This is a genomic window from Proteus sp. G2675 (assembly GCF_963886535.1).
Lineage (GTDB): Bacteria > Pseudomonadota > Gammaproteobacteria > Enterobacterales > Enterobacteriaceae > Proteus > Proteus mirabilis.
Window position 1 is genome coordinate 40,637 of sequence record NZ_CAWPCB010000050.1, and the last position, 14,944, is coordinate 55,580.

15 protein-coding genes are annotated in these 14,944 nt (G+C 38.8%); 11 read left to right on the plus strand and 4 right to left on the minus strand.

The genetic code is table 11. The features are described from left to right. Positions 1–194: 194 nt before the first annotated feature. Together lpcA and AACQ49_RS16105 are read left to right on the plus strand one after the other, a co-directional pair. Positions 195–773, plus strand: coding sequence for a D-sedoheptulose 7-phosphate isomerase (gene lpcA, locus AACQ49_RS16100; RefSeq protein ID WP_004244807.1), 579 nt, complete (start codon positions 195–197; stop codon positions 771–773). A gap of 58 nt (positions 774–831) precedes the next feature. Next, positions 832–1,599, plus strand: coding sequence for a class II glutamine amidotransferase (locus AACQ49_RS16105; protein WP_004244806.1), 768 nt, complete (start codon positions 832–834; stop codon positions 1,597–1,599). Here AACQ49_RS16105 and AACQ49_RS16110 read toward each other — a convergent pair. Continuing rightward, a complete protein-coding gene (locus AACQ49_RS16110; RefSeq protein ID WP_161779170.1) occupies positions 1,570–2,322 on the minus strand; it encodes a L,D-transpeptidase family protein in 753 nt (250 codons plus the stop codon). The genes AACQ49_RS16105 and AACQ49_RS16110 overlap by 30 nt on opposite strands. A 415-nt stretch (positions 2,323–2,737) precedes the next feature. On the opposite strand from AACQ49_RS16110, the gene AACQ49_RS16115 reads away from it, so the two are divergent. From AACQ49_RS16115 to nqrM, 8 genes are all read left to right on the plus strand, one after another. Then, positions 2,738–4,078, plus strand: coding sequence for a Na(+)-translocating NADH-quinone reductase subunit A (locus AACQ49_RS16115; protein ID WP_004247390.1), 1,341 nt, complete (start codon positions 2,738–2,740; stop codon positions 4,076–4,078). Positions 4,079–4,081: 3 nt separating this feature from the next. Continuing rightward, positions 4,082–5,320, plus strand: coding sequence for an NADH:ubiquinone reductase (Na(+)-transporting) subunit B (locus AACQ49_RS16120; RefSeq protein ID WP_004244803.1), 1,239 nt, complete (start codon positions 4,082–4,084; stop codon positions 5,318–5,320). Continuing rightward, positions 5,313–6,098, plus strand: a complete 786-nt coding sequence (locus tag AACQ49_RS16125) for a Na(+)-translocating NADH-quinone reductase subunit C (RefSeq protein ID WP_004244802.1) — start codon at positions 5,313–5,315, stop codon at positions 6,096–6,098. Before AACQ49_RS16120 ends, AACQ49_RS16125 begins: the two co-directional genes overlap by 8 nt. Continuing rightward, positions 6,091–6,720, plus strand: a complete 630-nt coding sequence (locus AACQ49_RS16130; protein WP_004244801.1) for an NADH:ubiquinone reductase (Na(+)-transporting) subunit D — start codon at positions 6,091–6,093, stop codon at positions 6,718–6,720. The genes AACQ49_RS16125 and AACQ49_RS16130 overlap by 8 nt, the downstream gene beginning before the upstream one ends. A gap of 5 nt (positions 6,721–6,725) precedes the next feature. Beyond that, positions 6,726–7,322 (plus strand): NADH:ubiquinone reductase (Na(+)-transporting) subunit E, encoded by a 597-nt coding sequence (gene nqrE / locus AACQ49_RS16135; RefSeq protein ID WP_004244800.1) that lies wholly within the window; start codon positions 6,726–6,728, stop codon positions 7,320–7,322. 16 nt (positions 7,323–7,338) lie between these two features. Then, the gene (nqrF, locus tag AACQ49_RS16140; RefSeq protein WP_004244799.1) at positions 7,339–8,565 is read left to right on the plus strand and encodes an NADH:ubiquinone reductase (Na(+)-transporting) subunit F; all 1,227 of its coding nucleotides are present in this window, start codon (positions 7,339–7,341) and stop codon (positions 8,563–8,565) included. Between the two features lie 85 nt (positions 8,566–8,650). Then, on the plus strand, positions 8,651–9,673 hold the full coding sequence (locus AACQ49_RS16145; protein WP_004244798.1) for an FAD:protein FMN transferase: 1,023 nt from the start codon (positions 8,651–8,653) through the stop codon (positions 9,671–9,673). A gap of 19 nt (positions 9,674–9,692) precedes the next feature. After that, entirely contained in the window at positions 9,693–9,920 is a 228-nt protein-coding gene (gene nqrM, locus AACQ49_RS16150; RefSeq protein WP_004244797.1) for a (Na+)-NQR maturation NqrM, read from the plus strand. A 156-nt stretch (positions 9,921–10,076) separates the two neighbouring features. Here nqrM and AACQ49_RS16155 read toward each other — a convergent pair whose 3' ends face one another. Both AACQ49_RS16155 and AACQ49_RS16160 read right to left on the minus strand, forming a co-directional pair. After that, positions 10,077–10,289: a CsbD family protein gene (locus AACQ49_RS16155; RefSeq protein ID WP_004244796.1), complete on the minus strand. Its 213-nt coding sequence runs from the start codon at positions 10,287–10,289 to the stop codon at positions 10,077–10,079. Between the two features lie 93 nt (positions 10,290–10,382). Then, positions 10,383–11,255, minus strand: a complete 873-nt coding sequence (locus tag AACQ49_RS16160; RefSeq protein ID WP_004244795.1) for a glycerophosphodiester phosphodiesterase family protein — start codon at positions 11,253–11,255, stop codon at positions 10,383–10,385. Positions 11,256–11,490: 235 nt separating this feature from the next. On the opposite strand from AACQ49_RS16160, the gene dinB reads away from it, so the two are divergent. Then, a complete protein-coding gene (gene dinB, locus AACQ49_RS16165) occupies positions 11,491–12,546 on the plus strand; it encodes a DNA polymerase IV (protein ID WP_004244794.1) in 1,056 nt (351 codons plus the stop codon). A 76-nt stretch (positions 12,547–12,622) separates the two neighbouring features. On the opposite strand, the gene AACQ49_RS16170 is transcribed toward dinB, so the two are convergent. Then, positions 12,623–14,785 carry a TonB-dependent siderophore receptor gene (locus AACQ49_RS16170; protein WP_161779171.1) on the minus strand — a complete coding sequence of 721 codons (2,163 nt, stop codon included), beginning with the start codon at positions 14,783–14,785 and terminating at the stop codon, positions 12,623–12,625. Positions 14,786–14,944: the final 159 nt, after the last annotated feature.

Genomic DNA, 14,944 nt, shown 5'->3' on the forward strand with positions numbered 1-14,944 from the left:
ATGTGTTATTTAGATCTAATGCAGTCACCAAGTTTTAGCAATATTTTTACATTCTAATTACAATGTAGCTCACAAATTATTCGTAAATGAGAGAAGTTAGCATTTGTAGGTAAAGAGGTGCTTCTTTCGTATCATTGGATCCGTTACACTGAGAAATAGATATTTTTTGATCCCTTTTCTGGAGTAAAAATCCTATGTACCAAGATCTTATTCGTGGCGAATTAACTGAAGCGGCAGATACACTCTCTCGTTTTTTACAAGATGATGCGAATATTGAAGCCATTCAAAAAGCAGCTGTATTATTAGCAGACTCATTTAAAGCAGGCGGCAAAGTTTTATCCTGTGGTAATGGGGGATCACACTGTGATGCCATGCATTTTGCAGAAGAATTAACGGGGCGCTATCGTGAAAATAGACCCGGTTATCCTGCTATCGCAATTTCTGATGTGAGCCATATTTCTTGTGTGAGTAACGACTTTGGTTATGAATATGTTTTTTCACGTTATGTGGAAGCGGTAGGTAAAGAGGGTGACGTATTACTGGGGATCTCAACTTCCGGTAATTCAGGCAATATTATTAAAGCCATTAGTGCCGCTCGTGAAAAAGGTATGAAAGTTATTACTCTAACAGGTAAAGATGGCGGAAAAATGGCAGGGAGTGCAGATATTGAAATTCGTGTCCCTCATTTTGGTTATGCCGACCGTATTCAAGAAATCCATATCAAAGTTATTCATATTCTGATCCAGCTGATTGAAAAAGAAATGGAAAAATAACGATATAGTAATATTGCCTTATATGAATAATTAAAGCGTGAGTAAGTAGGAGCGGGCGATGTGTGAATTGTTGGGCATGAGTGCAAATGTACCCACTGATATCAATTTTAGTTTAAGTGGCCTCATTCCTCGTGGTGGTAAAACTGGCCCTCATAAAGACGGCTGGGGTATCACCTTTTATGAAGGATTAGGATGTCGTACATTTAAAGATCCACAAGCTAGTGCCGTTTCACCCGTCGCTCGTTTTGTACAAGAATACCCCATTAAATCACATGCTGTCATTGCGCATATTCGCCAAGCTAATCGAGGTAATGTCAGTTTAGAAAATACGCATCCTTTTACCCGTGAACTGTGGGGTAAAAATTGGACTTATGCTCATAATGGACAACTTAAAGGTTATCAATCACTGGATACAGGGCGTTTTAGAGCGGTAGGACAGACTGATAGTGAAAAAGCCTTTTGCTGGATATTAAATCAGCTTGAAAAGCGTTACCAGAGAACACCATCTAATTGGCCAGCGGTCTTTCGTTTCATTGCTATTTTAGCTGATCAATTGCGACAAAAAGGTGTGTTTAATATGTTGTTATCCGATGGCCGGTTTGTTATGGCATATTGTTCAACTAATTTACACTGGATAACCCGTAAAGCTCCTTTTGGTAAGGCCAAATTGCTGGATCAAGATATTGAAATTGATTTTCAGCAACACACTAAAGCGGATGATATTGTGTCGGTAATATCGACATTACCCTTAACAGGTAATGAATCTTGGCAAAAAATTCCTGTTGGTGAGTTTGTTTTATTTGATCGTGGGTTGCGAATTTTGTAACCATTTACTATCGATACTTTTAGCTAAATTTAATGTAGAAATAGCCTCACGATTATTCACCAAATAGCGACCGTTTTTTACACTAATCGATGGGATCTTTTTGTATTCTTCCACATATTGGTAAGCAGGTGCTAACTGTTGCCAAAAATCCATATTGGCAGAGTATTGGAATTTTTTCATATTTTCGGCTGTCATTTTAAAAGGGAAAATATGAATATTAATGCTCTGTTGGCCATTTTTCAGCGCAAGTTCGGCATATTGGTAGATTTCATCCATCACAGTATCGGTCATTGCGTAGCAACCCACTGATTTACAAGCACCGTGGATCATCAAGAAATCACCGGTATAACCTTGCTCTTGATCGTATTGATTAGGAAATCCTAGGTTAATTGCTCGATAAAACCGACTATTTGGGTTAAGCTGAGTTTGATTAACTTGATAAAAGCCTTCGGGACTTTTTAAATCACCTTGATATTTCTTCGGACCTAATCCTCCCGAATAGCTACAAATGGGATAAGTACGTATTTTCTCTAATTGTCCATCCTGTTTTTCTATATACAGTTCTAGTAAGTTTTCTTCTTTAAATATTTGAATATAGATGGGCTCTCCTGTACTTTTTTTAACAGGTTTGATAAGAAGTTTTGAACTATTTTCAGCGTTAACAAATAATGAGGTTAATATTATTGTTAAAAATATGATTAATTGTTTTGCGTGACTGGTCATGGTTTTATCAAAAAAAAGGCTTAAAATTTGTTGATAAACTAGATTGTAGATTGCAATGAAGCAATCAATTTGTAAATTTAAATCTACTATGGTTTCTTTTCTATTACAAAATATTCTGTATAAAACTTAATCGTTGGTCGAGAAATGTGATATTTTAATTCGGTTTATGCGAATTGTTAACGTTTCAGTCAAAATAATATTCCCATTTGCTTGAGCTAAATCACTCGAATAGTCAGACAGGCTGAAACTGAGATGATAAAATTCAGATCGGCAGAATAAGAGAAAATAGTAACAATTATCGGAGATAAATAACTTAGGGTATCAAACTACCTTAAGGTGTTTTTATTACAGAGTCGCTACATTTTCGGGGTGAATTTGTAGCTTAGGGTTTAACTGATAAACTTGTGCAAATCTTATGATTAAAATTAAAAAAGGACTCGACCTCCCAATTGCAGGAGCGCCTGCCCAAGTGATAGAAGACGGACCCGCGATTCGACACGTAGCTTTGCTAGGTGAAGAATATGTCGGAATGCGTCCTTCTATGATGGTTTCGGAAGGTGAGCATGTTAAAAAAGGGCAGGTTCTTTTTGAAGATAAAAAGAACCCCGGTGTAATATTCACAAGCCCTGCGTGTGGTAAAGTTGTTGCCATTAACCGCGGTGAGCGCCGTGTACTTCAATCCGTTGTTATTGAAGTTGACGGCGATGAAGAAGTCACTTTCGACAGTTATGATAGCTCATCACTTTCAGAATTGACCCGTGAACAGGTAGAAACAAACCTAGTAAATTCAGGTTTATGGACAGCGTTAAGAACACGTCCATACAGTCGTTCCCCTAAATTAGGAACCACGCCGGTGGCAATTTTTGTCACTGCGATGGATACTAATCCATTAGCGGCAGATCCTACTGTGATCATTGAACAAAACGAGCAGGCTTTTAACGATGGTCTGATTGTTTTAAGTAAATTAACAGAGGGTAAGGTGCATGTTTGTCATGGTGAAAAAGCACCGGCTAAACTCAATGATGGACAAATTAGCTATAACCAATTTGTTGGCCCTCATCCTGCGGGATTAGTGGGTACTCATATCCATTTCTTAGAGCCAGTCAGCGCGAAAAAAATGGTATGGCATCTTAACTACCAAGATGTTATTGCGATAGGGTATCTCTTTACTACAGGCTCTTTATATACCGAGCGTGTTGTTGCATTAGCGGGACCTCAAGTTAAAGCCCCTCGATTATTACGTACCTGTTTAGGTGCTGATCTTTATGAATTAACGAAAGATCAATTAGTCGATGGTGATAATCGTATTATTTCTGGCTCTATTTTATGGGGTTGGAAATCGGACGAAGCGCATCACTATTTAGGCCGTTTTCATAACCAAGTCTCTGTATTACGCGAAGGTCGTGAAAAAGAGTTATTTGGTTGGGGTTATCCAGGTACTAATAAATTCTCCATTACACGTACCACAATTGGTCACTTCTTAAAGAACAAACGTTTTGCATTTACAACCACAATGAATGGTGGTGAACGTTCAATGGTGCCAATTGGTAACTATGAGCGTGTTATGCCATTAGACATTATGGCAACACATTTGTTACGTGATTTGATTGTCGGTGATACTGACAGTGCTCAAGCATTAGGTTGTTTGGAATTGGACGAAGAAGATTTGGGATTATGTACTTATGTTTGTCCAAGCAAATATGAGTATGGCCCAGCACTGCGCCAAGTATTGACCAAAATTGAGCAGGAAGGGTAACTCATGGGGTTGAAAAATTTATTTGAAAAAGTAGAGCACCATTTTGAGCCCGGTGGTAAATACGCCAAGTGGTATGTACTCTATGAAGCGGTCACAACGGTTTTTTATACGCCGGGTACGGTGACACGTAATGGTTCGCATGTACGCGATACCATCGATCTAAAACGTATGATGATCCTTGTTTGGTTATCTGTTTTCCCAGCGATGTTCTGGGGAATGTATAACGTTGGTCAACAAGCGATCCCTGCTCTTAATCAGTTGTATAGTGGTGCTGAGTTACAGCAAGTGATTGCTTCTGATTGGCACTATGCACTTGCACAGTATTTAGGTGCATCATTGACACCAGATGCTGGGTGGGGAAGTAAAATGCTCCTTGGGGCAACTTACTTTTTACCTATCTATCTTGTTGTATTTGCGGTAGGTGGTTTCTGGGAAGTGTTATTTTCCCTTATTCGCGGACATGAAATTAACGAAGGTTTCTTTGTTACTTCTATTCTGTTTGCGTTAATTGTGCCGCCCACATTACCATTATGGCAGGCTGCTTTAGGTATCACCTTTGGTGTCGTAATTGCAAAAGAGATTTTTGGTGGAACAGGACGTAACTTCTTAAACCCCGCATTAGCAGGGCGTGCTTTCCTCTTCTTTGCTTATCCGGCACAAATTTCAGGTGATCTTGTTTGGACTGCCGCTGATGGTTTCTCTGGTGCAACTCCTCTCTCTCAATGGTCTGTTTCTGGTCAAAGTGCATTGTTAAATAATGTCACTCAGCAGCCTATTTCTTGGATGGATGCATTCCTTGGAAATATCCCTGGTTCTATTGGTGAAGTCTCAACACTGATGATCCTAATTGGCGGCGCAATCATTTTATTTGCTCGTATCGCATCATGGCGCATTGTTGCCGGTGTGATGGTGGGTATGATTGCAATGTCATATCTGTTTAACTTGATTGGTTCTGACTCTAATCCATTATTCTCAATGCCTTGGCACTGGCACCTCGTATTAGGTGGCTTTGCATTTGGTATGATGTTTATGGCAACCGATCCGGTATCAGCTTCATTCACTGATAAAGGCAAATGGGCTTACGGTATTTTAATTGGCGTAATGGCTGTGCTAATCCGTGTCGTCAATCCGGCTTACCCAGAAGGAATGATGCTAGCAATCTTATTCGCCAACTTATTTGCACCGCTGTTTGACTATGTGGTTGTTCAGGCGAATATTAAGCGGAGAAAAGCTCGTGGCTAAAGAAAAAAACAAAGATAGCGTCGGAAGAACGTTCCTCGTTGTATTTATTCTATGTCTTGTTTGTTCCGTGGTAGTGGCTGGCTCTGCTGTTGGACTTAAATCTAAGCAAGAAGAGCAAAAGCTACTGGATAAACAACGTAATATTCTAGATGTTGCTGGTTTATTGGTGCCTAAGATGAGCGCCAGTGAAGTACTCAAAGTTTACGATACACGCATTAAAGCTAAGATTGTAAACTTCAAAACTGGCGAATTGACAGACAGTAAAGGCGACTTTGATTTAAATAGCGAACTACGTAGCGATGAAACCTCTATCGCACTATCACCTGAAGAAGATATTGCAAAAATTCGTCGTCGCGCCAATACCGCAGAAGTTTACTTTGTTCTTGATGATCAAGGTAAAACCCAAGAAGTGGTACTGCCCGTCTATGGTTCAGGCCTATGGTCGGTCATGTATGCCTTTGTTGCGGTAGATATTGATGGTGTAACAGCGAAGGGGATTACCTATTATTCTCATGGTGAAACGCCGGGGCTAGGTGGAGAAGTTGATAATCCGCAATGGAAGGCACAGTGGAAAGGTAAACGCTTACTGAATGAAGAAGGTGTGCCTGCTATTAAAATCGTACGTGGCGGGGCATCAGATAGTCCTTATGGTATTGATGGCCTTTCAGGTGCAACCTTAACCTCTAACGGCGTTCAACATATGTTCGATTTTTGGTTAGGTGATAAAGGTTTCGGCCCATTCCTGAAAAAAGTTCGTGAAGGAGAGATCAATGGCTGATACAAAAGAGATCAAACGCGTTTTACTCGGGCCGTTGTTAGATAATAACCCGATTGCCTTACAGGTATTAGGGGTCTGTTCTGCATTAGCAGTAACAACCAAGCTTGAGACGGCATTAGTAATGACCATTGCGGTAACATTAGTGACGGCATTCTCAAACTTCTTTATTTCACTGATCCGCAACTATATCCCCAGCAGTGTACGTATTATTGTGCAAATGGCGATCATTGCTTCATTAGTAATTGTGGTAGACCAAGTTTTACAAGCGTACGCTTATGAAATATCTAAACAGCTTTCTGTTTTCGTTGGTCTTATCATTACTAACTGTATCGTGATGGGACGCGCTGAAGCCTATGCGATGAAGTCACCACCTATCGAAAGCTTTATGGATGGTATCGGTAATGGCCTAGGATATGGAGTTATCTTGATCCTTGTTGGATTTTTACGTGAGCTATTTGGTTCAGGTAAATTATTTGGCATTACGGTGATGGAATCTATCCAAAACGGCGGTTGGTATCAACCTAATGGCTTATTCCTATTAGCGCCAAGTGCTTTCTTTATTATTGGCTTGCTAATTTGGGGATTACGTACATTAAAACCTGCACAGGTTGAAGAGGACTAATTGCCATGGAACATTATATAAGCTTATTTGTTCGTGCTGTTTTTATTGAAAATATGGCACTGGCGTTCTTCTTAGGGATGTGTACTTTCCTTGCGGTATCTAAAAATGTAAAAACAGCATTTGGATTAGGTATTGCGGTAACCGTTGTTCTGGGGCTTTCTGTACCTTTGAATAACTTGGTTTACAACTATGTACTACGCGCAAATGCATTAATGGAAGGTGTTGATTTAAGTTTCTTAAACTTTATTACTTTCATTGGTGTGATTGCGGCTCTGGTACAGATCCTCGAGATGATTTTAGATCGCTACTTCCCTTCGCTATATAACGCATTGGGGATCTTCTTGCCACTGATCACTGTTAACTGCGCTATTTTTGGTGGTGTGTCCTTTATGGCACAACGTGACTATAACTTTAGTGAATCTATTGTATATGGTTTCGGCTCTGGAATTGGCTGGATGTTAGCTATCGTATTACTGGCTTCTATTCGCGAAAAAATGAAATACGCGGATGTACCGTCAGGTATGAAGGGATTAGGAGTTACTTTTGTCACCACAGGGTTGATGGCATTAGGTTTCATGTCCTTCTCTGGTGTTCAGCTATAAAGGGTGAGAAGAACTCATGGATATAATTATTCTAGGTGTTGCGATGTTTACCCTGATTGTATTGGTGCTAACTGCATTGATTTTGTTTGCAAAATCAAAGTTAGTCAATACAGGGGATATTGAAGTTGAGGTGAATGGAGATCCTGAAAAAAGTTTCCATGCGCCAGCCGGTGATAAATTACTCAACGTATTATCAAACGAAGGTATTTTTATCTCATCTGCATGTGGTGGTGGTGGCTCTTGTGGTCAATGCCGCGTAAAAGTACTTGAAGGTGGTGGAGATATTCTTCCTACTGAGCTTTCTCATATTAATAAGCGTGAAGCTAAAGAAGGTTGCCGTTTAGCTTGTCAGGTTAATGTTAAAAATAATCTGAAATTAGAGCTACCGGAAGAGATCTTCGGGATTAAAAAATGGGAATGTGAAGTTATCTCAAATGATAACAAAGCCACGTTTATTAAAGAGTTGGTATTAAAAATTCCTGAAGGTGAAGTGGTACCTTTCCGTGCTGGGGGCTTTATTCAGATTGAATGTCCTCCTCACACAGTGCGCTATGAAGATTTTGATGTTCCTGAAGAGTATCGTGAAGATTGGGATAAATTTAATTTATTCCGCTATGTTTCTGAAGTTAAAGAGACCACAGTGCGTGCATACTCCATGGCGAACTACCCTGAAGAGCATGGCATTATCATGTTAAACGTGCGTATTGCGACACCGCCACCACGTAATCCTGATGTGCCACCGGGAATTATGTCATCTTATATTTGGTCATTAAAACCGGGTGATAAAGTGACAATTTCAGGGCCGTTTGGTGAATTCTTCGCAAAAGAAACTGATGCGGAAATGATCTTCATTGGTGGTGGTGCTGGTATGGCACCGATGCGTTCACATATTTTTGATCAGCTAAAACGCTTACATTCTAAACGTAAAATTAGCTTCTGGTATGGTGCTCGTTCTGTGCGTGAAATGTTCTATACAGAAGATTTTGATATGCTGGCTAAAGAGAATGAAAACTTTACTTGGCATGTTGCGCTGTCAGATGCATTACCGGAAGATAATTGGACGGGTTACACCGGCTTTATTCACAATGTGCTCTATGAAAACTACCTTAAAGATCATCCAGCACCAGAAGATTGTGAATTCTATATGTGTGGACCACCAGTGATGAATGCTGCGGTGATCAAAATGCTTAAAGATTTAGGCGTAGAAGATGAAAATATTATGCTGGATGACTTTGGTGGTTGATTTTTCACATAAAGTAGATAAAGCATAACAGTATGAAATGACAAGCGCCCACTAATGTGGGCGCTCATGATCAGAAGAGAGATATATGTTAAAAAGAAAGATGATGCATGGGATCTTGATGCTATGTGCACTGGTTTTCTTATCAGCCTGTGGTGAAAAACAGCAGGTGTTAGAAGGCGAAACGATGGGAACTTACTATTCAATTAAATATGTTCCTAGTAGTGATTCACCTTCACAAAGCGTCTTACAAACAGAAATCGATCGTATTCTTGAAGAAGTGAACGATCAAATGTCAACGTATCGTCCTCAATCTGAATTAAGTCGTTTCAATCAAAGTCGTGAAATTAATACGCCATTCCCAGTTTCACCCGCTACTGCTAAAGTCGTTAGTGAAGCGATACGTATTAATAAAATTACGGATGGGGCTTTAGATGTTACTGTTGGGCCTTTAGTCAATTTATGGGGATTTGGCCCTGAAGGACGTTTTACTCATCAACCTTCAGCCGATGAACTAGCTAAACGTAAAAAATGGACGGGAATTGATTACCTTGCAGTGGAAGGTAATACATTAATTAAAAAAATACCTGAGCTTTATGTTGATCTCTCTTCTATTGCTAAAGGTTACGGTGTTGATGCTGTTGCCGAATATTTGATTTCTCAAAATATTACCAACTATATGGTTGATATTGGTGGTGAGGTGAGAACACAAGGTGTTAATGGTAATGATAAACCTTGGCGCATTGCGATTGAAAAACCTGCTAATGATGGCACCACACAGAGCGTACAATTAATTATTGAACCGGGTGATAATTCGATTGCGACATCGGGGGATTATCGTAACTATTTTGAAGAAGATGGCGTTCGTTTTTCTCATACGATTGATCCTACAACAGGTCGCCCAATCAAACATAACCTTGCTTCTATTACCGTAATTGTACCTACTTGTATGAGTGCTGATGGTCTATCAACAGGGCTAAATGTTCTGGGGCCTGAAAAGGGCTTAGAGGTAGCAAATAAATTAAATATTCCTGTTTTTATGATAGTTAAAACTGAAAATGGGTTTGAAGAGCGTTATAGTAAGGCATTCGCCCCATTCTTGAAAAAGTAGAATTTAAGGAGAGAAGGTTATGTTAAAAATATTTCTTTTTGCCTTCATCTTGTTCTTACTGGCATTCTTTGGAATGGCTTTAGGATATATTGTTAAACGTAAAAGTATTCAGGGCAGTTGTGGTGGTTTAGGCTCTATTGGTATTGAGAAAGAGTGTGATTGTCCTGAACCTTGTGATGCTCGTAAAAAAAGAATGGCGAAAGAAGCTGCTCGCCAAGAGCTATTGCAGAAAAACCGCATCTTATAATTTGGTTATCGATGCATTTTTTTGCTAACGATGGATTTATCAAGTAATAGCTAAAATAAAAGAGTGACGTATATTTTATACGCCACTCTTTTTTGTTTAGAAAAATCGCTTTCAGATAAGGATATTAAGCTTTTTAATAGCGTGATTAAGTCGCTGCTACTTCCAAGGATAAGGGTTACTGCCTTCCCACTCTAATACTTCTTTTTTCGCTTCATCATAAGAATAGCCATAATGCTCTTGGAGTTTCCCTATCAGTTGCTCTCTGGTTCCTTCAATAATATCCAGTTCATCATGGGTGAGTTTTCCCCATTTTTCTTTCACTTTTCCTTTAAATAAATTCCAGTCACCAGAAGCTTTATTATTTAACATCTTATTCCACCTAACTTATTTCTGTTTATTGACACTATTAAGTGTAGAAGAGAAATGTAGTAAGGTAAAAAAGCGCCAATGTCGCAACGATGTTTACTCTTTTCTGAATGCTTTTATTTTAGCTGGAGAATCAACCATAACTGCATCAGCACCTAATTCTACTGCTTGCAAATAATCTTTCTCAGTATTGATACCGAATAAAACGATATGCGCATTACCCCCCGCACGAAAACAAGACATCGCATCTTTGTCCCAACTTAATACAGCCGCTGAACGAGCTTCACCTAAGGTATATTTTTCAACCACCTCAACTTTTCTGTGCAGTTCAAGGCCATACCAACGTGTGATATCAAGATTTTCTGGCAGTAAACAGATATGCCCCATAGTAATATTGGCTAAGATATCGCGGGTAACATCACGACTTTCAAAGCGTTGTACGTTATCAGGTAACGCATCTAAAAAAGCACTATTGGTAGAATAAACACGCGTTCTTTCTAACGCATTATGTTTGCTTAATACCGAAGCTAATGCTTTGCCTTGTATAACGGGATCGGCATCAGGTGATTTTAAGTCAATATAGAATTGTGTTTTAGGAAATTGAGTCAGAATATACTCCAATGTCGGGATAGTAACTCCTTTATTGCGATATGGAAATTGTTGTGCTTCCCCATATTTATATCCTGCATCCCATTGCGCCAATTCTTTGGCGGTAAAGGTTGAAATTGCCCCTTGCCCGTTAGTGAGGCTTTTTAGATCACTTGGACGATAAAGAACAGGGACATTATCTTTAGACAGTTGAACGGTTATCCAAATTGCATCAGCTTGATTGCTTAGTGCTGTTTTGATAGCAATTTCGGTATTTTCAGGTGCATCCGCTGTGCCACCTCTGTGTGCAATAATTTTAGGAGAAGCCATAACAAATACTGAGTAAAAGAGGAATGAAATTGCAATAAATATTTTGATCATATAACTCTATTTCCTTGTTTTATATTTGATTTTCAAATAATTACGATAAAAATAAAAAGAGCAGAATAAGTTAAAAGTAATCTATCATTACTGTGTGACATTTCTATAAACAAACGTACTTAATTAAAATAATAATCACTAATATCACTTAAAATAGGTATAGATCAGGGAATAAAAATTGTAGTTAATGGCTATTTACTGTATATTTAAACAGTAAATAGCGTGAGGTGATTGTATGCGGAAAATTATTCATGTCGATATGGATTGTTTCTATGCTGCGATTGAAATGAGAGATAACCCTACATTAAAAGAGATCCCTATTGCAGTCGGTGGTAATGCTTCTCGTCGAGGTGTTATCTGTACTGCTAATTATCCTGCTCGCCGTTTTGGTGTCCGTAGTGCCATGTCAACGGCTACGGCATTAAAATTATGCCCTCATTTAAAAGTATTGCCCGGTCGCATGGCATTATATAAAGAGACTTCAGCTAAAATTCGTCAAATATTTGCCCGTTATACAGATTTAATAGAGCCGCTTTCATTAGATGAAGCTTATCTTGATGTGTCTGATAGCAAACACTGTCACGGCTCTGCCACATTGATAGCGCAACAGATCCGCCAGCAAATTTTTGCTGAACTTAACCTCACGGCTTCCGCCGGTATTGCGCCGATTAAGTTTCTCGCCAAAATAGCATCTGATTTAAATAAACCGAATGGACAATATGTGATCACCCCTGAACAGATGGATGACTTTATTTTAAAATTACCATTAAATAAAATTCCGGGAGTAGGAAAAGTCACCTTTGCTCGATTACAAGAGATGGGATTAGAAACCTGTGCTGATGTTCGTGGTACGGATGTTATTTCCTTAGTGAGAAATCTAGGTAAATTTGGGCAAAGCTTATGGGAGCGTAGCCATGGTATTGATGAGCGATTAATCAATCCTGAACGTTTAAGAAAATCTGTTGGTGTTGAGCGCACACTAGCTGAAGATATTGATTCATGGGATGAGTGTTTAGCATTGCTTGATGGATTATATGATGAATTAGAAAAACGATTAAGCCGAGTGAAACCTGATCTTAGAATTGCGAGACAAGGGGTTAAATTAAAATTTGATGATTTCCAGTTAACCACCCAAGAGCATTCTCATCCTATTTTAGAAAAAACGGATTTAATTGATATTGCTTATCAGGCATGGCATGAACGTCGAAATGGCAGGGGAGTAAGATTAGTCGGTTTTCATGTTACGTTGCAAGATCCACAAATGGAACGACAACTTCTTTTAGCATTATAAGTATTAAAAAACCATAGCGAGCATCAAGGCGCACTATGGTTAATGTATTTAAATATACTTTTTAATTAATAGATGATCACCAGCGGTAATTTATCGTTGCTGTCATGGTTCTGCCAATGCCATAAAAACAGGCAGTTTCACCCGCACAAGAGGCAACATAGTGTTTGTTGGCAATATTATTCATATTTAGTTGAACTTCAGCCCCTTTTAAAGAGGAGGATAACTCGCCTAAAGAATAACCTACCATGGCATCATACAAAGTGACTGCAGGTACACTAATCGTATTTTTAGTGTCACCTTGAGATACACCGATATATCTCACACCAAAGCCCGCTTTAGCACCATTAAATAGCCCTGATGTTTCATCATACTGCCCCCAAAATGATGCCATATGTTTAGGAACCCGTGGTAATTCTTTTCCTTGTGTACCTGCGGTGATGGTTTTTCTCACTTCAGTATCGGTATAAGCATAGCTACTAATAAATGATATATTTTCAGTTAATTGGCTATTAATTTGCGCTTCAATACCACGGCTTCTAATTTCACCTACTGGCTCAAAATAGGCTTTTTCAGCGTTATAGTTAGTCACATTACGTTGTTGTAATTGGTAAATAGAGAGTGTTGCTAATGTCTGTTCATTTGGGGTGAGGTATTTTATTCCTGCTTCTAATTGACGTCCTTCACTTGGCTCAAATGGTGCACTACCCGGAGCTCTTCGTGTCTGTAAATTAGGTTCAAAAGAGGTGCTATAACTAATATAAGGTGAAATACCATTATCAAAGGCATAGAGTAGACCCACTCGACCGGTTAGCTTCTGGTCGTCTTGTTGGTCTTTGCTGCTTTTGATGTGATCATAGGTACGAACTTGCGCCCAATCTTGGCGTAATCCCCCTAATAAGATCCAGTTTTTCCATTGGATCTGATCTTGCAAATAGATCCCTAACTGGTCGTGTTTTTGTAATTGATTTGTCACCGGTTTTTGTAAACTGATATCAATAGGATAATGATAATTAGGATTTCGCCAATCCAGATCATATTCTGGGCCCATCGCTTGCAATAAATTGTCTTTATTTTTACTCCATTGATAATCAATACCTATAATTACTGTATGCGCTAATTTTTCAGTATCAAAATCAGCTTGTAGTCGAGTATCAATACCAAATGTATCTGTTTCTCGTTTTTCCTGTTGAGCTCGGCGCTCAAGAATATAAGGGTTATCTTTTCTTAATGAACCAAAAACAAGATATTTATATTTTTGTTTGATATGGCTATAACGGGCATTTTGGATCAATTTTAATCTATCATTAAATTCATGTTCAAATTCATAACCAACGCCATATTGTTGGCGCCATGATTGGTGATAATCAGCATTATTTACATTGAAATCAAATGGAATGGTGCCTTCGGGTGTTTTTTTGACCGTACCATAAGCTGGCAAAAAATTACGGTATCCCGCTTCGGGCTCTTGTTGAATAAAACTTAATAACGTTAAACGTGTCTGCTCATTTGGCAAAAAAGTGATGGCAGGGGCAAGGGCAAATCGTTCTTCTTTATAGTCTTTAATTTGAGTATGTTGTGTTTTTGCTAATCCATTAAGGCGATAGAGAATACGATTATCATCACTTAATGAGCCTGCAAAATCAAAAGCTGTCTCTGCTAATTTATCATTTCCTACACGTGCTTGAATATGATTAATGGTTGTTGAAGAGGGTCTTTTGCTGGTCATTGCCACAAGACCACCTGGATTTAATTGACCATATAGAACAGAAGACGGGCCACGGATCAGCTCAACTCTCTCTAATAGCCAAGGGTCAATAGCTCCTGTAGAAGATGAGGCTCCCATACCATAACTAAGTCCATCAAGAAAACGGGGGGCATAGCTATATCCACGAATAAAGATTTCATCATTTCGGTTTGAACTGCCGCGATATTCAGTGAAAACGCCAGGTGTATACCGCAATGCTTGAGAGACAGAACTGACATCTTGCGCATCCATCTGGTCACGTGTAATGACACTGATTGATTGTGGTGTCTTATCTATATCACTAAGTATTTTATTTGTTGATAGTGTTTTTGTTGCCACTAAACCTGAAATTGGTCCTTGCGGATCTTGTGAGGGGGATGCGGTAACAATGATTTTATCAGGTGAATTTTGTGTCATTGCGGCATGAATTTGTAACGATAACAGACTGAAGGGGAGAGCAAGTAATAGGTTGGTAGCAATAATTTTTTTAGACACTGTTGATCCCTTTAAATTTTTAATTTTTCTTTACCTAAAATGCGGTAATGGTGAAAATACCATTATGTAAATATTAATACTAATGATAATTATTATTATTCTATAAATTATTTTTATTAGTATTAATTTTTTATTACAAAATAGTATAAGAATTGGCTT